The sequence below is a fragment of the Bacillus sp. FSL W8-1127 genome (assembly GCF_038006725.1).
Lineage (GTDB): Bacteria > Bacillota > Bacilli > Bacillales > DSM-4216 > Bacillus_O > Bacillus_O smithii.
On sequence record NZ_JBBOVU010000001.1, the window covers coordinates 450,624 to 471,307 of the forward strand.

The 20,684-nt window shown below is 41.6% G+C and carries 18 protein-coding genes, 1 pseudogene and 1 riboswitch; of the genes and pseudogenes, 18 read left to right on the forward strand and 1 reads right to left on the reverse strand.

The genetic code is table 11. The features are described 5' to 3' along the window. Positions 1 to 191: 191 nt before the first annotated feature. The 16 genes and pseudogenes from NST12_RS02165 (at position 192) to NST12_RS02240 (ending at position 17,194) form a co-directional block, all read left to right on the forward strand. Positions 192 to 959 (forward strand): helix-turn-helix transcriptional regulator, encoded by a 768-nt coding sequence (locus NST12_RS02165; RefSeq protein ID WP_048622571.1) that lies wholly within the window; start codon positions 192 to 194, stop codon positions 957 to 959. After that, positions 956 to 2,047, forward strand: a complete 1,092-nt coding sequence (locus NST12_RS02170; protein ID WP_341028110.1) for an XdhC family protein — start codon at positions 956 to 958, stop codon at positions 2,045 to 2,047. Before NST12_RS02165 ends, NST12_RS02170 begins: the two co-directional genes overlap by 4 nt. Positions 2,048 to 2,098: 51 nt before the next feature. Next, positions 2,099 to 2,674, forward strand: coding sequence for a nucleotidyltransferase family protein (locus NST12_RS02175; protein WP_341030467.1), 576 nt, complete (start codon positions 2,099 to 2,101; stop codon positions 2,672 to 2,674). Position 2,675: 1 nt separating this feature from the next. Then, positions 2,676 to 3,491 carry an enoyl-CoA hydratase/isomerase family protein gene (locus NST12_RS02180; RefSeq protein ID WP_053083210.1) on the forward strand — a complete coding sequence of 272 codons (816 nt, stop codon included), beginning with the start codon at positions 2,676 to 2,678 and terminating at the stop codon, positions 3,489 to 3,491. Between the two features lie 468 nt (positions 3,492 to 3,959). After that, positions 3,960 to 4,274, forward strand: a complete 315-nt coding sequence (cccB, locus tag NST12_RS02185) for a cytochrome c551 (protein WP_048622574.1) — start codon at positions 3,960 to 3,962, stop codon at positions 4,272 to 4,274. A 646-nt stretch (positions 4,275 to 4,920) separates the two neighbouring features. Continuing rightward, positions 4,921 to 6,077, forward strand: a pseudogene (gene ltrA, locus NST12_RS02190) (group II intron reverse transcriptase/maturase). Between the two features lie 303 nt (positions 6,078 to 6,380). Beyond that, positions 6,381 to 7,067 (forward strand): cell division ATP-binding protein FtsE, encoded by a 687-nt coding sequence (gene ftsE, locus NST12_RS02195; RefSeq protein ID WP_003352363.1) that lies wholly within the window; start codon positions 6,381 to 6,383, stop codon positions 7,065 to 7,067. Next, positions 7,057 to 7,941 (forward strand): permease-like cell division protein FtsX, encoded by an 885-nt coding sequence (ftsX, locus tag NST12_RS02200; protein ID WP_048622575.1) that lies wholly within the window; start codon positions 7,057 to 7,059, stop codon positions 7,939 to 7,941. The genes ftsE and ftsX overlap by 11 nt, the downstream gene beginning before the upstream one ends. 55 nt (positions 7,942 to 7,996) lie before the next feature. Beyond that, on the forward strand, positions 7,997 to 9,265 hold the full coding sequence (locus NST12_RS02205) for a murein hydrolase activator EnvC family protein (protein WP_327797467.1): 1,269 nt from the start codon (positions 7,997 to 7,999) through the stop codon (positions 9,263 to 9,265). Positions 9,266 to 9,395: 130 nt separating this feature from the next. After that, entirely contained in the window at positions 9,396 to 9,494 is a 99-nt protein-coding gene (locus NST12_RS02210) for a YjcZ family sporulation protein (RefSeq protein WP_147542737.1), read from the forward strand. 628 nt (positions 9,495 to 10,122) lie between these two features. Then, positions 10,123 to 10,602: a GNAT family N-acetyltransferase gene (locus tag NST12_RS02215; RefSeq protein ID WP_327797466.1), complete on the forward strand. Its 480-nt coding sequence runs from the start codon at positions 10,123 to 10,125 to the stop codon at positions 10,600 to 10,602. Between the two features lie 205 nt (positions 10,603 to 10,807). Then, positions 10,808 to 10,924, forward strand: a riboswitch (SAM riboswitch). A gap of 771 nt (positions 10,925 to 11,695) precedes the next feature. Continuing rightward, a complete protein-coding gene (locus tag NST12_RS02220; protein ID WP_327797465.1) occupies positions 11,696 to 12,937 on the forward strand; it encodes a homoserine dehydrogenase in 1,242 nt (413 codons plus the stop codon). Positions 12,938 to 13,070: 133 nt separating this feature from the next. Beyond that, the gene (locus tag NST12_RS02225; RefSeq protein ID WP_048624361.1) at positions 13,071 to 14,537 is read left to right on the forward strand and encodes a S41 family peptidase; all 1,467 of its coding nucleotides are present in this window, start codon (positions 13,071 to 13,073) and stop codon (positions 14,535 to 14,537) included. A 255-nt stretch (positions 14,538 to 14,792) separates the two neighbouring features. Then, entirely contained in the window at positions 14,793 to 15,980 is a 1,188-nt protein-coding gene (locus tag NST12_RS02230) for a PDZ domain-containing protein (RefSeq protein WP_048622579.1), read from the forward strand. Between the two features lie 239 nt (positions 15,981 to 16,219). Then, a complete protein-coding gene (locus NST12_RS02235; protein WP_048622580.1) occupies positions 16,220 to 16,870 on the forward strand; it encodes an HD domain-containing protein in 651 nt (216 codons plus the stop codon). Positions 16,871 to 16,960: 90 nt separating this feature from the next. Further along, the gene (locus tag NST12_RS02240; protein ID WP_040340801.1) at positions 16,961 to 17,194 is read left to right on the forward strand and encodes a CsbA family protein; all 234 of its coding nucleotides are present in this window, start codon (positions 16,961 to 16,963) and stop codon (positions 17,192 to 17,194) included. 221 nt (positions 17,195 to 17,415) lie between these two features. On the opposite strand, the gene NST12_RS02245 is transcribed toward NST12_RS02240, so the two are convergent. Further along, a complete protein-coding gene (locus NST12_RS02245) occupies positions 17,416 to 17,673 on the reverse strand; it encodes a hypothetical protein (RefSeq protein WP_156179203.1) in 258 nt (85 codons plus the stop codon). A 157-nt stretch (positions 17,674 to 17,830) separates the two neighbouring features. Here NST12_RS02245 and NST12_RS02250 point away from each other — a divergent pair, with 157 nt between their 5' ends. Both NST12_RS02250 and NST12_RS02255 read left to right on the forward strand, forming a co-directional pair. After that, positions 17,831 to 19,465 (forward strand): spore germination protein, encoded by a 1,635-nt coding sequence (locus NST12_RS02250; RefSeq protein WP_048624362.1) that lies wholly within the window; start codon positions 17,831 to 17,833, stop codon positions 19,463 to 19,465. Next, the gene (locus NST12_RS02255; protein ID WP_048624363.1) at positions 19,455 to 20,684 is read left to right on the forward strand and encodes a Ger(x)C family spore germination protein; all 1,230 of its coding nucleotides are present in this window, start codon (positions 19,455 to 19,457) and stop codon (positions 20,682 to 20,684) included. The genes NST12_RS02250 and NST12_RS02255 overlap by 11 nt, the downstream gene beginning before the upstream one ends.

Here is a 20,684-nt window from a genome sequence, read left to right on the forward strand (position 1 = left end):
TTGGAGTTTCTTAAATGAGATTGTATTTTGAAAGTGTTTATATGATTTTTATTGAAAGAATGGCAGATTCCTAATTTTCCCGTATTATTATTCAGAAAATTCCAAAGTATAAAAATTCAAAAGCAAGAAAGTGAAATTTTAAAACCATTGAACGATCATTTTAACTATCATATGAACAGGGAGGGTAATAATTGGCTGAAGTCTTAATTGTCGATAACGACAAACATTCGAGAAAAGAAATTAGAAAGTACATCGAGAAAAGTAAATTTCGTTTTCTGACCATTTTCGAGGCCAATACAGCTCAAAGAGGGTTAGTTCTTTTAAAACAAAGCCGTCCGAGCACGTTAATTTTAGATATTTCGCTGCCCGATATGGATGGATTAAAATTTGGAAGATCGGCATTACAATTATATTCAGATTTGCCCGTTATTATCGTGTCGCATTTAAAAATGTTTGAACTTGTACAAGAGGCTATTAATTCCGGATTTTCAGCCTATTTATTGAAACCGCTTTCCAAAAATGATTTGTATCAAGCGTTAGAACGGGTTTTGCCTCTGGGACTTAACCAAGAGCTTCATCAAACGATCAAAGGGAACAGTCATTTTTCTTCAGACTTAAAAAACCCGATTGAAAGCGCGATTCAATTTATTCAGATGAATTATGGCTATTCTCTTACACTAAAACAAGTAGCAGATCAAGTATATTTGAGCCCATCCTATTTCAGCCGATTGTTTAAAGAAGAAGTTGGCATGACGTTTGTGGAGTATCTATCATTTGTTAGAGTGGAGAAAGCCAAAAGTTTGCTCAGAATTTCCTGTTTACCGATTGAGGTGATAGCGAATAATACAGGGTTTTCGAATCCCAGCTATTTTGCTACCACTTTCAAAAAATTAGTAGGGAAAACGCCAAGTGAATATCGGGATCAATTTTATTTTCAAGAACAGGGGGTGAATCCATGATTGCGATCCAAAAAGAATTAGAACGCTGCAAAAAGAAAGGGCTCTCGGGTGTCATAGGAACCATTATTTCAACGGAGGGTTCGACTTATCAAAAGGCCGGCACCAAATGTTTCATTTCAGAAGATCGACATTTAACGGGGATTTTAAGTGGGGGATGTGTTGAATCCGACATTATGGAACACGCCTTCAAAGTTCTTGAGAATGAGAAGCCGACTGTCCTTCATTATAATTTTTACGGAGATGAAGATATTGTCTGGGGGCTTGGCGTTGGATGCAATGGAAAAATCAATATTTTATTAGAGCCCTATCTTCCTGCAAAGCAGCCTGAAAAGGCAGCCTTGATCGAACGATATTTTTCAGATTCCTTAAAGAAACCGTTGCATGCCATTACCGTCGTAGAAGCGAATGATGAATCACTGCAAGGAAAAACGTGGATAATCGATGCTGTTGACACCAAGAGAGGTTCAACGATTTCTGTTCAAGATATTGCAGATGATTATAAGAAAAGGAAAAAAAATTTAAAAAATGAATTGGTTCACCTAGGCGGCGAACAAAATTTATACGTGTACTATGAATCGGTAAGTCCACCTCCTCATCTAATCGTTTTCGGTGCAGGTCCTGATGCAATACCACTCGTCAAGATGGCGAAAAATTTGAAATGGAAGGTGACCGTACTCGATTATCGCCCATCCTATTGCAGCAAAGATCATTTTCCGGATGCGGATGATCTTTGCTTATATCCTTCCGGAAGCGTACCAAAAGTTTCTCTTCACCAAAACTCCTATGTCGTTATCATGACACATAACTTCCTGCACGATAAGGAAATTTTAGAAGAGATTTTAAATTCGGATGCTGCCTATATCGGACTGTTGGGACCGAGAAAAAGGACGGATCAATTGATTGCGGCCAGCGACATCCTTGTGAATAATGACAAAGTCCATCTCCTTCACAGCCCGATAGGATTGGACATCGGGGCCAAAACACCGGAAGAAATCGCATTGAGCATATTGGCCGAAATTACGATCGTATATAGAGGTGGCTCCGGACAGAAGCTATCGCAATTAGCGGATATGAGGCAATCTGTGTGAAGGAGGCGTCTGCCGATTTTACAGAAGAAGAGAAAAAACATTTGGGGAATTATTTTAGCTTCAGGTTTTTCAAAGAGGATGGGAAAACCTAAGCTGCTTCTTCCATATAAAGGGAAATCCATGATCCGGCATGTTTTGGATGCCAGCACCAATTCCTGCTTAAACGGCGTCATTGTCGTCGTGAATCCCGACATAGCCGGGCTTCAACAGGAAGTACGGAGTTCGTCTGTAAACAAACTAGTGTTGAATGATGAGGCGGGTAAAGGAATGTCTACATCGCTAAAAGCAGGGGTGACAAATCTGCCTTCTACGACGGATGCTGCCGTCGTGCTGCTCGGTGATCAGCCGCTTGTAACAGCGGACGATATTAATGAAGTCATTCGATGTTATGTATCGAATGAAGCCCCTATTGTTCAAGCGCAATATCAGTCCAAAAGAGGGCATCCCGTTCTGTTTGACCATTCGATGTTTCCGTATCTTTTCCATATAACAGGGGATGAAGGGGCCAGATCCATCTTAAAGAAGTTTGCCAACCAGATTCGTTTGGCTAGGTTGGATAAACCATATCCTGAGGATGTTGATACACCGGAAGATTATGAGGAACTTCTTCGGAAGGAGGTAAGGTAAAATGAGTCAATTGATTGGTAAAAAAGTAACTCGTATAGAAGATGCCAGACTGCTGACAGGGCAGGGAAAATACATCGATGATATCGGGACGCCGCCTAATACCGCTCATGTGGCGATATTAAGAAGTCCTTACCCTCATGCTAAAATCGTTTCTATCGATTATTCAGAAGCGCTGGAAATTCCGGGGGTAAAAGGAGTTGTGACTGGGAAGGATATTGAGCCTTTATTAAATCCATTCAGTGTCGGAGTGACAGCGCCAGTTCAATACTATCCAATGGCTATTGATAAAGTGCGGTATGTTGGCGAGCCGGTAGCGGTCGTTGCGGCCAAAAACCGCTATATCGCGGAAGATGCTTTAGAAAAAAGTACGTTAGGCACAATGCCGCTTTATCATACGATGGGAATGAGATCCCTTTTATCCATCATGTTTTTAAATGGCAAATATGTCGTATTAACTGACTTTGATGAAAAAGAAGCCCTTGAACTATTGGAACGCGAAGAAATTACGTCGCTTATGATCATGAGAGCTAGAAGGATACCGGCTGATGAGGGTTATCAATGGGGACTGATCACGAAAGTAGTCCCGAAAGCAGATTTGGAAAAAGAAGTGGACGCACTGGTTGAGGAACTGTTAAAGTTTTCGCCGCTTGCATTAAAAGTATGTAAGCAAGTACTGAATGCAGCAGATGAAACGCCTCTTAGCGCAGGTATTGAATTGGAAGGAAAAGCATATGGTTTGCTTCGGACAACGGAAGACTTTAAAGAAGGAGTAGCGGCATTTGTAGAGAAGAGAAAACCAAATTTCGTTGGAAAATAAGATTTTCACTGCAGGAAATCAAGGCTCCCGATAACATAGTTTTCGGGAGCCTTTTTAATGTTTTTTCTTAAATACGAATTATTTGAAATGGTAAAGGAACGGAGAGCCCGCGGAAAGCGAGTGAATTTCGCGATCATCCATAATTACCCGAAATAAGGTTTTACATGAAGAAAGGGGTGCTCCTGGGCATTTTATTGACTTTAGAAACAGACCTTTTCTTTTTGAAATTCGTTTCCCTATATAGGAAGATTTTTTTCATTTATTACGCTCATAATAAATAATAGATAATCGGTTTGGATCAGATTCAAACGGAAATTCACGAAATAGAAACCATTTACGGAAAGGAATGTCCTGGCTGCATGTTTATGATGTCATCGGGAAATGGAAGAGATGTGGAACAGTTCCAAAGTGAAATAAAATTGGTATAATTTTTTAGGAGTTCTATTCTGATCACAAGGGAGGATAAAAATGAAAAAGTTGATGGGGCTTATACTTGGAACATCGATTCTACTTGCCGCTTGTGGTGGAGGCAATGGCGATAATGCAAAAGAATCGGCTAGTAAAGGAGATGACCCGCAACAGATCTACAACAATAAGTGCATTAGCTGCCATGGGGAAAATTTAAAAGGCGGTGTCGGTCCTTCTTTGCAAAAAGTTGGTTCTAAATACAGCAAAGAGGAAATCTTAAATATTCTGAAAAATGGCCGTGGACAAATGCCTCCAAAAGTTGTACAAGGAAAGGACGCCGAAAAAATGGCAGAATGGCTGGCCAATAAAAAATAATAAAACGCTTAACAATGTTGTTTCTAGAAAATCAAATGGAAAAAGGGATGAAAAGAAAAAAGCTGAGTGCGATGGAAGCGCTCAGCTTTTTTTCTGTGTGCGCCCGGCATGGGTGTAATCTATAGGGTGAAAGTCCCGAGCTGCGAAGGCAGAAGTAGCAGTTAGATTAACGCAAGGGTGTCCGTGGTGACGCGGAATCTGAAGGAAGCGGGCGGCAAACTTCCGATCTGAGGAACACGAACTTCATAGGAGGCTAGGTATCACTGGGTGAGTTTGCACAACAAAACAAAGCCCTTTCTGCCGAAGGTGATACAGAGTAAATGAAGCAGATGGATGGAAGGAAAGATTACACTCTTACCCGGGGAGGTCTGATGGATACGTGAAGTAGCCTTCATAACCTACTTAGTGATAAGTAGCTGAGCCATCAGAAGTCAGCAGAGGTCATAGTACGAATTGGTCTAGAACAATTCGGAAGGACTGAACAATTAAGAGAGAATAGCCCTTTGCATTCAGTGTGTCATGTTGAACACAGAAAACGTAGTACCTCACTTGAGGAAGGAAACGGTGAATCCCGTGGGGGACCTCTTGGAGGGTGGAGTGACCACTGGCATAAGAAGATAAGCTATTCACGGAAGGAAGAATAACAATGCTTTTGAATCAAATCCTGTCACGGGAGAATATGCTTTTAGCTTTACAAAGAGTAGAAAAGAACAAAGGTAGCCATGAAGAGTCGAAATCCCGAAACCTGATGGCGGTGTTCGGTTACTAGGTATTCCAACCGTAACAGACCGTTTGATTCAACAAGCAATTGCCCAAGTATTATCGAGGATATATGACCCTATGTTCTCCGAACATAGTTATGGGTTTCGTTCAAATCGAAGTGCTCATGACGCAGTTAGGAAAGCAAAAGGCTATATCAGAGATGGTTATAGATGGGTAGTAGACATGGATTTAGAAAAGTTCTTCGATCGAGTGAATCATGACAGGCTGATGAGTACATTAGCCAAGACTATTAAAGAAAAGCCACTATTGAAGCTAATCCGCAAATATCTACAAGCTGGTGTCATGATTAATGGTGTGGTATCTAGGACAGAAGAAGGGACGCCGCAAGGTGGCCCCCTAAGCCCTTTACTTTCGAATATTGTACTAGATGAACTAGACAAAGAATTAGAGAAAAGAGGGCATAAATTTGTTCGTTATGCCGATGACTGTAATATTTACGTGAAGTCAAAACGGGCTGGTGAAAGAACCATGGCTAGTGTCAAACGATTTATTGAGGGAAAACTTCGTCTAAAAGTCAACGAGAAGAAATCTGCGGTTGACCGACCATGGAAACGAAAGTTTCTAGGATTTAGTTTTACACCTTCAAAAGAGCCAAAAGTTCGGATTGCCAAGCAAAGTCTAAAACGAATGAAGAAAAAGGTGCGAGAAATCACGTCAAGAAAAATACCATACCCAATGGAATATCGGATTAAGAAACTTAACCAATATCTACTTGGATGGTGTGGATATTTTGCATTAGCAGACACAAAGAGTATCTTTGAAGATTTGGATGGCTGGATTCGACGAAGACTCCGGATGTGTTTATGGAAAAACTGGAAGACCTCAAAGACCAGGATACGCAACCTCATAAAACTAGGAGTTCCTGAATGGAAAGCTTATGAATGGGGGAACAGTCGCAAAGGTTATTGGCGAATCTCAAAAAGTCCCATATTACACAGAACCCTTGGAAACTCCTATTGGAGTAACCAAGGGCTTAAAAGTCTACAGAAACGTTATGAATTCTTGCGTCATTTATCTTGATTGAACCGCCGTATACGGAACCGTACGTACGGTGGTGTGAGAGGACGGGGGTTAATCACCCCCTCCTACTCGATCGAAAAAAGGATTGTATTCTTTCGTATATCGTCATGAGCCGGTTGCGGACTTCTCTACTATTTTTACATTCTGAAATCAAAATGTAACATAAATTTTCAATGAGTGAAAGATATTCAATGCTATAATGAGTTTTGAGTTGAAAATTCGCTAGATTTTGCGATTTTTCCCTAAAAAAATGGGTTAGAGTCATAAATTCGACAAGAAATAAAAGACTTAGGTGGTTTTAAAATGATAGAAATGAAGGATGTTTTTAAGCAATATCCGAACGGCGTAGTGGCGGCCAATGGTTTTAATGTAAGGATTGGTAAAGGAGAATTCGTTTACATCGTTGGCCCGAGCGGTGCAGGCAAGTCCACTTTTATCAAGCTGATTTATAGGGAAGAAAAACCGACAAAAGGCACCGTGATTGTCAATGGGACCACCGTTTCTACCTTGAAAAACAGCAAAGTTCCGTTTTTGAGGAGAAATATTGGAGTTGTCTTCCAAGATTTTAAACTGCTGCCGACGCTGACTGTTTATGAAAATGTCGCCTTTGCGTTGGAAGTGATTGAAGAAGAACCGGAAAAAATTAGAAAAAGAGTCATGGAAGTACTGCAATTGGTCGGCTTAAAGCATAAAGCGAGAATGTTTCCCGATGAGCTTTCAGGCGGGGAACAGCAGCGTGTTTCGATTGCGCGCTCGATTGTGAATCGTCCGAAAGTGGTGATCGCGGATGAACCAACCGGAAATTTAGACCCTGAGACATCTTGGGACATTATCAATCTTTTTGAAAAAATCAACCGAACAGGCACGACGATTGTCATGGCGACTCACAACAAAGAAATTGTCAATACAAACCGCCATCGGGTGATTGCTATTGATAACGGGCGGATTGTACGTGACGAGCAGCGAGGTGAGTACGGATATGAAAGCTAGAACAGTGCGTCGCCACTTTCGAGAAAGTTTTAAGAGCCTCGGCCGCAACGGCTGGATGACGTTCGCATCCGTTTCGGCAGTGACCGTCACTTTATTGATGGTCGGAGTGTTTCTGATCATTTTATTTAATATGAACAAAGCAGCCACGGATATGGAAAAAGACGTCGAAATCAGGGTGCATATTGCTCTTAACGCCAATAAGCAAGACGAACAAGAGCTCAAAGAACAAATTGAATCGATGCCCCAAGTGAAATCCGTCCAGTTTTCCTCAAAAGAACAAGAATTGCAAAATTTGATTAAAGACATGGGAGACGAATTTAAACTTTTTAAACAAGATAATCCTCTTTACGATGTGTTCATCGTCAAAACGAAAAATCCGAAAGATACGTCAAAAGTGGCTGAGAAAATCAGTCATTTCGATCATACGGAAAAAGTGGTCTACGGAGAAAAGAAAATCAAAAAATTGTTTCGGGTGCTTGAAACGGCAAGGAATGTCAGCCTTGTGCTTCTGATCGGATTATTGTTCACCGCCATGTTTTTAATTTTGAACACGATTAAAATGAACATCTTTTCAAGACGAAAAGAAATTGAAATTATGAGACTCGTTGGAGCCACCAATTCGTTTATTCGCTGGCCTTTTTTACTGGAAGGGCTTTGGATCGGAATTTTAGGTTCTGTCATTCCAATCGCATTTGTGGCGGTCGTCTATAAAGTAATCTATCAATATTTTCAAACGCATGTGCATGATCATTTTATCCAAATTCTTTCCTATACGCCTTTTGTGTTCCAAGTAAGCGCCATTATTTTATTGGTCGGCGTTTTTATCGGAATGTGGGGAAGCTTCTTGTCTGTTCGCCGCTTCTTGAAAATTTAAAGTTTTTTAGATCTACATACTTGTAACGTTAAAAAATGATAGGGAAAGGGGATTTATGGTGAAAAAGAGAGTCGTTCTTTCAGCCGCTTTGGCTGCTTCTTTAGGGCTTGGAAGCAATTTTGGCTTCACAAAAGCCGCTTTTGCTTCCAAAATTTCAGATTTGGAATCGAAAAATACACAAATCGAACAAAAAAAGGCGGACCTCAAGCATCATCTTCAAGAAAAAGACCAAAAACTAAACGAGCTAAAAGACCAGCAAAGCAAGTTGGCGAAAGAAATAAAAGCGATCGATATGGCTGCTCAAGATGCCGAATTAAAAATTGCTGAGAAACAAAAACAAATGAAAGAGACAAACGAAAAAATCGAAAATCTGAAAAAAGAAATTAAAGTAATTCAAAAGCGTATTCAGGAACGGAACGAAGTGCTTAAGGAACGGGCACGTGCACTTCAGCAAAGCGGGGGAAGCGCTAGCTACATAGACGTGCTGCTTGGTGCTGAAAGTTTTAGTGATTTTATCGACCGCGCCACAGCGGTGACAGCTCTTGTAAACGCCGATAAAACGATTTTGGATGAGCAAAAAAAAGATGAAGAAAAGCTAGAGAATAATCGCAAAGAAGTAGAAAAAGAGTTGGACCGTTTAACAGGAATGGTGCAGGATTTAAAAGATTTAACGGCACGTTTAAATGCCAAACGAACGGAAAAAGACTCGTTGATGAAGCAGTTGGCAAAAGAGCAGAAAGACGTTGAAAACGATAAATTAAGCCTTCAAGAAGAACAAGAATTGCTGGCATCTCAACAGTCGGCTATTCAACAAGCGATTCAAAGCGAGAAAAACCGAAAAAAAGAGGCCGCACAAGCACCACAGCCAACTGGCAATGAACATTCCGTTCAGTCCGCCAGCCAAGGTCCGATGCCTGAAGTTTCGTCTGGGGCCTTTACTCGGCCGGCAGCCGGGGTGATTTCTTCTGAGTTTGGCGCTAGAGGTTCTGAATTCCATGAAGGAATCGATATCGCGAACAGCGGCTCCAACGTTCCAATAGTGGCTGCCGCATCAGGAGAAGTGATTCGCTCCTATTATTCTACTTCTTATGGAAACTGTATTTTTATTTCACATTCCATTAATGGAAAAGTATTTACGACGGTTTATGCCCATATGTCCGCGCGTCTCGTCCAATCGGGACACGTTTCGAAAGGACAAGTGATCGGTTATATGGGAAGCACGGGACAATCAACCGGCCAGCATCTTCATTTTGAAATTCATGAAGGGCCATGGACTCCGGATAAAAGATATGCTGTTAATCCACGGAAATATATTAATTTTTAAGGTATGGAAGAGCTTGACACATGTCAGGCTCTCTTTTTCATTTTGAAAAAAATCGATGGACAGCTACACGAGCCCGGGCATCTGAGGGGCAATTGGAATATGTTATTCTGTACTCACAAATGGAGGTGTTATGATGGGCGGAGCTTATGCAGGTGGCTTTGCGTTGATTGTTGTGTTGTTTATTTTGTTGATTATTGTTGGTACGGCTTTCGTTGGTTTCGGTTACTAGTAAGGTGCTTATTGCGAAGAAGTATGTTTGACATTTGGAAAAAGTTTCGACAAAATCGGTTATCAAAATTAAATGTGTTCAAACATTGCCTTGCTTTCTTACTATCCCGGCAGTAGCGTTTTAACGCGAAGTCTGGAAAAAGGTTGAACATTGAATTTCATTATACGGGCTGATTTTTAGAGGCATTCTCTCTGAATCAGCCTGTTGTTTGTATGTCGGCCTTATCATGATCTCATTTTTAAACATATTTAAGGGCCTGCTTTTCTTTCTATCGGCCTGATAAATCCTCATCATCATGGCGAACATGATCGCCGAACGAATGGAATTCGAAATACTGATAATCTTCAAAATGAAGTGTGTATGCAACAAAAAAATCTTTTACAATGAAAGTGAAGGCGGTTCTTCTCCATTCAAATAGTAAAGATAACCCGTCACACTCCTTTTATTTAGTAAATTAGGTCTTCCCTTTTCCATTAAACACTTTTCAAACAAATAACCCAAACTGGACTTTTACACCAAGAAACTTGCATATAGGCTCGCTTTTTCCTCAATGGAAGAAATGAGTGGCACAATGCTTGACGATCAATGCATAGCCATTGAACCACTGCAAAGGAGAGGAGAATGATGAATGATAAAACCAATAAAAGATGTAAGGAAGGAGTTCATTTTAAAATTTTTTAAAGAGCAATGGGGAAGCACAGAAATGGTGACATCAAGCGGTACATACGATTGCTTGGAATTGGATGGATTTGTCTCTCTAAACTTAAAAGGAGAAATCAATGGATTCATTACTTTTTACATTTCAAAAGATGAATGCGAAATTATATCGTTGGACAGTATGGAAGAAAATAAAGGCATTGGAACTTCTTTGCTGAATCGTGTTGAACTTTTTGCTAAAGAACAAAATTGTAAGAAGATGAAACTTATTACGACTAATGATAATTTGAGAGCCATCCGTTTTTATCAAAAAAGAGGATATCAATGTATAAAGGTCATCCCGAATGCCGTGAATATCGCGAGAAAGAAAAAGCCTGAAATCCCCCTTATGAATCCCGAGAACCATATACCGATACGGGACGAATTTTTGTTTGTAAAAGAAATACAATAAATCAAAACTTTTGCAGTGCGAATGTGCGACCGTTCTAAGTTAGCAAGGTCGATGGTCCGGCACTGTTCCGTATCGAACATGGACAAGCACAACCATGTGGATCATTGAAAAGGGCATTGACTTTAGTCCATAGATTCACTATAATTTGTTCAAAAGTTTCTTTTTTTCATTTATTCACAACAAACTGTAAATAATGAATATTTCACTCTTATCAAGAGCGGCGGAGGGATTAGGCCCAATGAAGCCCGGCAACCTTCAAGCAGTACTGCTTGAAAAGGTGCTAAGTCCTACAGATCTTGTATATAGATCTGAAAGATAAGAGGAGGAGTCCATCAACGTCCTCTTCTTAAGAAGAGGACGTTTTTCATGTGCGCCCGGCATGTACATGAACTATAGGGTGTAAGTCCCGAACCCCGAAGACAGAAGTAGAGGTTAGCCAAGAGCAAGGGTGCCCGTGGTGACGCGGAATCTGAAGGAAGCTGGAGGCAAAACACCGGTCCGAGGAACACGAACCTCATATAAGGCTAGGTATGATTGAGTGAGTTTGCATAACAAAACAAAGCTCTTTCTGTCGAAGGTCATATCGAGTAAATGAGGCGGATAGATGGTGTGAAAGTGCATGTACTTACCCGGGGAGGTCTGGCGGATATGTGAAGTACTCGTCATAACCTACTTAGTGATAAGTAGCTGAACCGTCAGAAGTCAGCAGAGGTCATAGTATTAGTTGGTCTAGAACAACTAAGAAGGACCGAACAATTAAGAGAGAATAGCCCTTGGTATTCAGTGAGTCATGATGAACACAGAAAACGTAGTACCTCACTTGAGGGAGGAAGCGGTGAATCCCGTGGGAGACCTCTTGGAGGGTGGAGTGACCACTGGCATAAAGAGAACAGCTATTCACGGAAGTTATAAAGACTTGCGTCAATTATCTTAATTGAACCGCCGTATACGGAACCGTACGTACGGTGGTGTGAGAGGACGGGAGTTAATCGCTCCCTCCTACTCGATTTAGAGCCGTTTTGTTTGTATCGAGGAGTGTCAACAAGGGGTTGCAATAAAAAGCATTCTAGATTGATGTGAAGGAGGAGCAAACATGACAGAGAAAATTAAAGCAGCCATTTTGGGTTTTGGTACAGTGGGACAAGGAGTTTATCAATCGATTCAATCCCATCAAAGTCGGCTGAAACAGCTGCTTGGGAAAGAAGTGGAAGTTGCGGGAATCTTGATTCAACATCCGGAAAAAGAACGGGATGTAGATGAGTCTGTGATCGTTACGACCCAATTTGAAGACATTTTGGCGATTCCGGGCTTGCAAGTGATATTTGAAGCTATAGTGGGAGAAGAGCCGGGCCATACTTATTTATCAATGGCAATAGAAAAAGGTATCCACGTCATCACTGCCAATAAAGTCATGTTTGCCCGCCACGGTCAGGAACTGTTAAAGAAAGCAAAAGAAAACGGCGTTCAAATAGGTTTTGAAGCGACGACTGCCGGTGGAACCCCGATTCTTCAAACGCTTGCGCTGTTAAGAGTCAATGAAGTGGAAGAAATACAAGGAATATTAAATGGAACTTCCAATTTTATTTTATCGGAAATGAGAGAAAAGAAAATCAGTTTTCATGAAGCGTTAAAAGACGCTCAAGCAAGAGGTTATGCCGAGGCTGATCCGGCCAATGATATCGAAGGGACCGATGCTTTTTATAAGCTCTTGATATTAAGCAACGTTGGCTGGGGAATCCAGCCTGACTGGGAAACGATTGAAAAGCAAGGAATTACTCATATCACAAGCGAAGTAATAGAAATTGCCGATCAATTGCGATGTCGCGTAAAGCATGTAGCGGATATAAAAAAAGAAGGAAGCCATTTGAAAGGTTTTGTCAAGCCTGTCTTTGTACCGTCGACGCATCCATTTTACGGTGTAGAAGGAGTGGAGAATGCTGTTTCCTTCCAAGGAAGCTTAATTGGCAGAGTGACCATTCAAGGCCCCGGTGCCGGAAAGTATCCAACTGCAAGCGCCATGGTAGAAGATTTAATTCATGTTCTCAAACAAACTTCAGTAGGGAAAAAACCTTGTTTTTCCCATACCTCTTCCAATACTGCTGAAACGGAATGGGTTGTATTGACGGAACAACCTCTATCTGAGCCAAATGTCGAAATAAAACATACAGGCAAGACCGCTTCAGTCTATTATTATGATATCGCCGCCACAAGGGAAACGATAGAGCAATGGCATCAAAAGGAAACAATCCTGCAAAGCTTTGAAGTGTTAAATGAACTGGCGCTTGAACCAAGGAATGCCAGCTTAGGGGCTGTTATATCCGGAGTTTCCATATAAAAATGTTTTCTGGCAGCCGAACCTTTCTCTTCATAACTTGTCCTTTCCGTGAATATAGATAATGACACGAACGTCAGGCTAGCTCGAACCTCAAAAAGAGGAGAAGGCTTTTGGACAGGAGGATGTATGAGTGATGAAGAGAAAATGGGCTGCTCTTCTTGTGTCGTGCTCTTTTTTAACGGGTGCAGGGAGCACTTATGCAGGATTGAAAATTTGGGATCAGAGGGCGCCGCAAGAAAGCCGGGAGCCTGGCCAAACAGGCGAGGCGTCTTACAAACTTCCGGATGAACTCCATAAAGTGGAAGTGGCGTATGAATTGATTTCAAAAAAATACGTGAAGAAGGTGAACAGCGGTCAGCTGGTGGAAGGGGCCATTTCTGGAATGCTGGCTGCTTTGAAAGACCCTTATTCCGTTTATATGGATGCTGAAACCGCTCACCAGTTTAATGATTCTTTGGACTCTGCTTTTGAAGGGATCGGGGCTGAGATCACCGTTAGAAACGGAAAAGTATTCATCGTTTCGCCCTTGAAAGATTCACCGGCGGAAAAGGCAGGTTTAAAGCCGAACGATCAGATTATTAAAGTCAATGGCAAAAACGTAGAGGGGTTGGATTTATATAAGGCGACTGAAAAAATCCGCGGAAAAAAGGGAACATCCGTCACGTTGGAAGTGAGAAGAGATGGGGCGGCAAAACCGTTGACATTTAAAGTGAAAAGGGGCGAAATACCGATTCAAACGGTGAATGGAAAAATCAAGAAAGAACATGGAAAACGAATAGGATATATCGAAATTACCTCTTTTTCGGAAGAAACGGGAAAAGACTTTAAAAAGAAATTAAAGCAGTTAGAGAAAGAACACATCAAAGGACTTGTACTCGATGTTCGAGGCAATCCAGGAGGATTATTGACAAGCGTTGAAGAAATTTTAAAAGAACTCGTTACAGATCATAAGCCGTACTTGCAAATCGAAGAACGATCCGGAAAGAAAGTGGAATATTATTCAACGACCAAAAAAGCTAAACCTTATCCGATTGTGGTCCTTACAGATGGCGGAAGCGCTTCTGCATCTGAGATCTTAGCCGCAGCACTGAAGGAGGCAGAAGGATATACTTTAATCGGACAAAAGACATTTGGCAAAGGAACGGTTCAGCAAGCGGTTCCCCTCAGTGACGGCAGCAATATTAAATTAACGACTTATAAATGGCTGACGCCAAACGGCAATTGGATTCATCATAAAGGGATTGAACCGAACATTGTGGTGAAGCAGCCTGACTATTTCTATGTTCATCCTCTTCAAATAGAAAAACCGCTAAAGAAAGATATGAATACCGATCAAGTCAAAAACGCCCAAGAAATGCTGGATGGACTGGGATACGCTCCCGGACGGACCGATGGCTATTTTAGCGCTCAAACGGAAAAAGCGGTTCGCGCCTTTCAAATGGAAAATCAAATAAAAGTGAACGGACAAATTGATAAGCAGACAGCGCAAATGCTGGAGACTAAAATCATGGAAGCGATGAAAAAAGATAAAAATGATTTGCAGCTGAATGTGGCGCTAAAGGTTGTCAGCGATGATGAAAAAATTGGCAAAACTAAATGACATTTAAGGCTTTGTCTATTGATATCTGGTTTATGTAATATAGAAATAGTTTTGGCCGTAAACGGTTGTCCTTTGGCCGCTATTGTCCAGGACGTGTGACGGGAGAACTTCATGAAAAGAATTTGCGGCGAAAGAGAAGTCCGCTATGATTTCATTATGATCTTTGTGTAATTTTATATGTGTTTTCATCATTCATTTGATACAATGAGATTACAGTCAAAACGGTGAGACGGAAGAAAGGATGGTGGTTTCCTATTGATACAAGATATTCTGCTTGAATTGGCAAAAGGCTTTGGAAAACTCTTTCTCCATCCGCTTTTTTATTTTTCTTTCATCTTCTCTGTCTGTATTGGATTATGGCGGGTAAAAAGAGAACGGAAAGATTTTGATATCAGTGTATACGATATATACCACGAATTGCGCATGTTGCTTCCGGCCGGATTGGTCGCCGGGTTCATTATTTCCGCCTGTACGCTGGCTCTTGGTGTTGAAGTGTCTTGGTTTTCATGCGCACTGTTAGCCACGACCACTCTGCTGCTTAGCTTTTTCAGGGCCCGGTTTTTATCACCGGCATGGATTTTTGGCGGTGCGGCCATTCTGTATTATGTGGCGAAAGCAGCTGGCATGGGTTTGCCTAATGCTGATTCCACCGTTTCAGAACCGCTCGTATTTGTATCGCTCTCTGTTCTTGCGGGGCTTCTTCTTATAGGGGAAGGGGCTCTCATTTATCGAAATGCTTGGCGGGACACTTCGCCAAGACTTGTCCAAAGTCCGCGGGGATTGACGGTGGGCGCTCACTATTCTCAACGTACGTGGCTCATTCCTGTGTTTTTATTGCTACCTGCTGATCATATTCGTTCTTCTTTAGATTGGTGGCCGTTCTTTTCCATTGGAGCACAATCATTCACGTTGTTTTTCTTTCCTTTTTTAATAGGGTTTGAACGGACGATGACGGCTTCTATTCCGGAGAGGGCGTTGAAGGAAACGGGCAGAAAGGTGATTTGGCTCGGTGTGCTCACCTTATTGCTTGCCTTCGTGTCTCATTGGGTCCCGGTCATAAGCTATGCAGCCTTGATCTTTGCTTTTGCCGGTCGGTTGGCGATTTCCTATTTTGACCACAATCGGCAAAAAAGCCAGCCCCATTTTTTTACTCCCAGTACGAAAGGTGTTTTGATTTTGGGGGTTCTCCCCTTTACACCCGCTCATAAAATGGGACTGAAAAGCGGGGAAATTATCCGTAAAACGAACGGAGTGGAAGTCAACAGCGAGAAAGAATTTTATGAAGCGCTTCAACGCAACCGTGCATTTTGCAAATTGGAAGTGTATGATGTGAACGGCCAAGTTCGCTTTGCCCAAAGTTCTTTATATGAAGGCGAACACCATGAACTTGGGTTAATTTTCATTGATGAAGAAAGACATATAAACGGGTCAGCTGTATCATAGCAGTTGTTTCCCGCGATAAAGAGAGGCCACCCTTTTAGCGAAATGTTCTTCGTAACATGAAAAGGGCGGTCTTTTTTCATCCATAAGATTGGCGAATGGCGCCCACCGTAACCGAGATGAGACGGGCATTGGTCCGGTAACGATCTCCATAATGATTCGATGGTTCATCCATTTTAGTGGAAACTTTCAACAAAAATTGATACAATCATTCGCAATATACTTTTTAAGGAGGATGGACGATGGGAGTACACAACTACTTTAAAAGTTTATCAGACTTAGAAAATCTGTTTCGTTGTCCGGGAAAATTTAAATATCAAGAGCACTCGGTTGCAGCCCATTCTTTTAAAGTGACGAAAATTGCCCAATTTTTAGGGACGGTAGAAGAAGCGCATGGCGAAAAAGTAGATTGGAAAGCGTTGTATGAAAAAGCGCTCAACCATGATTATGCGGAATTGTTTACCGGCGATATAAAAACGCCTGTGAAATACGCTTCGAATGAATTGAAAGAGCTATTTTCACAGGTGGAAGCGCAAATGACGAAGAAATTTGTGGAAAAAGAATTTCCTGAAGAATTTCAATCGATCTATATGGAACGGTTTCAAGAAGGGAAAGATGATACATTAGAGGGGAGAATTTTATCAGTGGCGGATAAAATTGATTTGCTCTATGAATCTTTCGGGGAAATCCAAAAAGGAAATCCGGAACCGCTATTCCGCGAAATTTATCAGGAAGCTTTGTCCACTATTATGGAGTTTAAAGATATGAATTGCGTTCAATACTTTTTGAAGGAAATCGTGCCTGATTTATTATCGGAGACATACATTCCGCAAAGTGAACTGGAACAAATGACAGAAGATATTATTTTCAAAAAACAAAATCCGTCTGAATAAACAGAAAGCAGTAATTTTTTGTAAATGACTTTTCAGTTTATTCTGTATGTTATATGATGTATAGCAGAATGGTGCCAAAGGGGTGTGGATATGGAAGGGAAAATATTGTTGGCAATGTTTGTTCCCGGATTACTGGTGCTGCTGTTTGCACGTATCACGTATAATGAAGTCATTGGACTGGTTTTAACTGTCGCCTTAATCGCTGCTTCCGCTTACAAAGGATATACTCATACGTGGCCTTTGGTGATCATTGATGCCGCTTCTTTAACGGCTGGATTTTGGTTATCGAACTATTGGAAAAGAAGTCAAAAGAAAAGCGCTTAGGAACTGTTGCTGATGATTCCTGGCGCTATTTTTTTGCTGCTGAGGTTGCATGAATAGGCAGATTTTGAGCTTTAAACGAGACGCTACGGCCTTTTGATCCCGCGTGATCAGACAGCGGACTCCCACTGATAGAAGTTCACCAATGAAAGACAGTGTAATAACCTCTGATTGAAAACATTTCCATTGTTTTTTTGAATATGTTTATCGCATAAAAAAGCAGCTTATTTTTTGGGGCTGCTTTTTTGATTGTTTTTGTTCTTGCTCTTGCTCTTTTTTTTATATAGTCTTATGACTTGCTTGATGATGTACACAATAAAAAAGAGAGCAAGCGTTATAATTTCTTCTTTTTCCATTTTTCGAAAGGGGTCGAGCGTTTTTAAAAACGCATTTTGATATCGGTACCCTAACAGTAAATCGAGTGAAAAAATTAAAGCGAAAAGAACCGCGATGATTAAAAGAACGGTAAAAATGACCTTCATGATGACATCCTCACAACATATGTTTTCTTTATTTTTCTCTATTTTGTCCCAGATCATGTAAGAAAAAAAGTTCGTATAATCTCCACGGTATATGCGGGAAACTACAGATACATCCATTTTTTGAAAACGAGGGATTATGATGGGATTGTTTAAGAAAATGTTCTTTCATAAAGGCAAAAAGAACAAACAGAAAAAACAGGTGAGCAAAAAACAAGAGCAATTAGGACAATCCAAAAATGTGCCAAAAGGAGATATAGAGAAATCGCTTGCGACCAATATAGATGTCATCAAAGAAACAACGGGCAACAGCAGCGATATCATTGTTCGTGTCATCAAAATGGGTCAGGAAGCGGATGTCACAGCTGCCATTATTTATACGGAAGGGCTTGTAGACGATCTGACCGTAAAAGACTTTTTGATAGAATCGGCCATGAAAGATACGAACGAACAAAATTTGGAAAACCCGAAGTTAGCGCTTCAGGTATTGAAAGAAAAAATTTTACCGATCGGAGAAGTGAAGGAATTAGATTGTTGGGAAGATTTGTTTACCAATTTAATGACGGGACAAACGATCATCCTGGTAGATGGCGTTTCTAAAGCGTTAACGGCTAATACAAGAGGAGGGGAAAAGCGGCAAATATCGGAGCCGGTTACGGAAATTTCCATTCGCGGGCCGAAGGACAGTTTTACGGAAACGATCCGAACAAACAGTGCCTTAATCAGAAAAAGAATTAAAAATCCGAATCTATGGCTGGAATCCATGAAAATTGGCAAAGTGACGCAGACAGATGTGGCGATTATGTATATTAAAGGAATTGTCAATGAAAAAGTGGTAGAGGAAGTCAGGATAAGGTTAAAGCGGATCAATATCGATAGTATTCTGGAGACTGGCTACATAGAACAGCTGATTGAGGACAAAACGTTTACTACTTTTCCAACGTTGTTTCATACCGAAAGACCGGATGTGGCGGCGGCTAATTTATTGGAAGGAAGAGTAGCGATATTGGTGGATGGCACACCATATGTCCTCTTGGCGCCGGCCGTTTTTATCCAGTTTTTTCAGGCGGTGGATGATTATTATGGCAGGTTTGATCTTAGTTCTGCCCTCCGTTTTTTACGAGTGCTGATTTTTTTTATTTCTCTCGTAGGTCCGGCTATCTATATTGCAGCGACTACTTTTCATCAGGAAATGATACCGACCCCTCTTGTGATTGCGCTGGCAGCACAGCGTGAATCGGTTCCTTTTCCGGCGTTTGTGGAAGCAATGATTATGGAAGTAACGTTTGAAATTTTGCGTGAGGCCGGGGTAAGGCTTCCGCGGGCAATCGGACAAACGGTATCGATTGTGGGGGCGATTGTCCTTGGCCAGTCAGCGGTTCAAGCAGGATTTGTATCGCCGGCTATGCTCATTGTCGTTTCGATTACAGCGATTGCCAATTTTGCGACCCCTGCTTATTCTATTGCGATATCGGCGCGATTGATTCGTTTTATTATTGCGGTGATGGCGGCGACATTCGGGTTTTACGGCTGCTTAATGGGCATATTGGTGATGGTGATTCATCTATGCAGCCTTCGCTCATTTGGGGTGCCGTATATGACTCCGCTTGCTCCTTTTATTCCGGCTAATTTTGGCGACACAGTAGTTCGCAAGCCAATCTGGGAATATAAAGAGAGACCTCGTATCATTAGCCAATCGAATATTACAAGAGCGGGTGAACATCAACGGCCACAGCCGCCGGATCATTCCTATTCTCAGAAAGAGAATGAAAAAGGTGAAAAAAATGATTCGTAAGCGGTCCTTATTGTTCATGATAGTATGTGTGCAACTTCTCCTTTCGGGGTGTTGGAGCAAGCGTGAACTGACCGATCTGGCGTTGGTGTTGGCACTCGGCATCGATATGACGAAGGATGGAAAATATGAGGTCAGCATGCAAATTGTCAATCCCGGAAATGTGGCCGGGGCTGTCCAGCAAGGTGGCGGAGGAGGACAAGGACTGCCGATAGTCGTGTATCATCAAAAAGGTGATAACATCGTTGAAGCTGCCAGAAAAGCTTCTACAATGATTTCAAGGCGTTTGTACTTTTCTCATACGAATATGCTCGTAATAGGAGAAAAAGTGGCTAAAAAAAATATACCTGTTATACTGGAAGCCATCGAAAGAGACCAACAATTTCGAAGCACAACTACGATGGTGGTTGCAAAAGGAACAAAGGCGCAGACCATTTTAGAAACTTTGACGCCAATTGATAAAATTCCCGCTGATCAAATTCGCAAAACGCTGACGACTTCCGAGTCAATATGGAGTGAAACTTTCCCAACCAAAATTGCTGATGTCATTCAACAATTGATTTCCCCGGGAAAACAACCGGTCATTCCGGGGATCAGGCTGATCCATAACAGTGAACAAAGGGGGACGATGGAAAACCTGCAAAGAACAAATCCGGTAAGTAATATCGAAATAAGCGGATTCGCCATGATTAAAGATGGAAAACTAAAAAAATGGGTGTACGGCAAAACAGCGCGAGGAGTAACCTGGTCGCTGGGAAAGATGAGGTCCACGAGTGTAAGCGTCGATTGGGGTGGAAGAAAAAAGGCCCTTTCCTATGAAGTGGTTCGGGACAAAACAAAGCTGACAGCCAAAGTGAAAAACGGAAAACCGGAAGGGTCCGTCTTGGTGAAAGTGGAAGGCGATATTGGAGAAATGCTCGTCCCGGTTGATATCACGAACTTACGAGTCATACAAAAAATTGAAAGACAAACCAATAGAGAAATTGAAAGAGAAATTGAGCGAGCGATCAAAATCGCTCAACGGAACCACACGGATATTTTTGGCTTTGGCGATGCGATCCATAGGCACGATCCGAAGTTTTGGAAAAGGGTACACACGAAGTGGAGCGATGATTATTTCCCAACTATGAACATAAAGGTTGAAGTGAGGACGCACATACGGCGTTCAGAATTGCGGACAAAATCATTCCTGTCCACTATTAAGGAAGAAAAAAGGCGGTGA

Coding starts and splice junctions, on each gene's coding strand:
- NST12_RS02170 (WP_341028110.1), top strand. CDS start 956: ATGATTGCGATCCAAAAAGAATTAGAACGCTGCAAAAAGAAAGGGCTC.
- NST12_RS02180 (WP_053083210.1), top strand. CDS start 2,676: ATGAGTCAATTGATTGGTAAAAAAGTAACTCGTATAGAAGATGCCAGA.
- cccB (WP_048622574.1), top strand. CDS start 3,960: ATGAAAAAGTTGATGGGGCTTATACTTGGAACATCGATTCTACTTGCC.
- ftsE (WP_003352363.1), top strand. CDS start 6,381: ATGATAGAAATGAAGGATGTTTTTAAGCAATATCCGAACGGCGTAGTG.
- ftsX (WP_048622575.1), top strand. CDS start 7,057: ATGAAAGCTAGAACAGTGCGTCGCCACTTTCGAGAAAGTTTTAAGAGC.
- NST12_RS02205 (WP_327797467.1), top strand. CDS start 7,997: ATGGTGAAAAAGAGAGTCGTTCTTTCAGCCGCTTTGGCTGCTTCTTTA.
- NST12_RS02210 (WP_147542737.1), top strand. CDS start 9,396: ATGATGGGCGGAGCTTATGCAGGTGGCTTTGCGTTGATTGTTGTGTTG.
- NST12_RS02215 (WP_327797466.1), top strand. CDS start 10,123: ATGATAAAACCAATAAAAGATGTAAGGAAGGAGTTCATTTTAAAATTT.
- NST12_RS02220 (WP_327797465.1), top strand. CDS start 11,696: ATGACAGAGAAAATTAAAGCAGCCATTTTGGGTTTTGGTACAGTGGGA.
- NST12_RS02225 (WP_048624361.1), top strand. CDS start 13,071: ATGAAGAGAAAATGGGCTGCTCTTCTTGTGTCGTGCTCTTTTTTAACG.
- NST12_RS02235 (WP_048622580.1), top strand. CDS start 16,220: ATGGGAGTACACAACTACTTTAAAAGTTTATCAGACTTAGAAAATCTG.
- NST12_RS02240 (WP_040340801.1), top strand. CDS start 16,961: ATGGAAGGGAAAATATTGTTGGCAATGTTTGTTCCCGGATTACTGGTG.
- NST12_RS02245 (WP_156179203.1), bottom strand. CDS start 17,673: ATGAAGGTCATTTTTACCGTTCTTTTAATCATCGCGGTTCTTTTCGCT.
- NST12_RS02250 (WP_048624362.1), top strand. CDS start 17,831: ATGTTCTTTCATAAAGGCAAAAAGAACAAACAGAAAAAACAGGTGAGC.
- NST12_RS02255 (WP_048624363.1), top strand. CDS start 19,455: ATGATTCGTAAGCGGTCCTTATTGTTCATGATAGTATGTGTGCAACTT.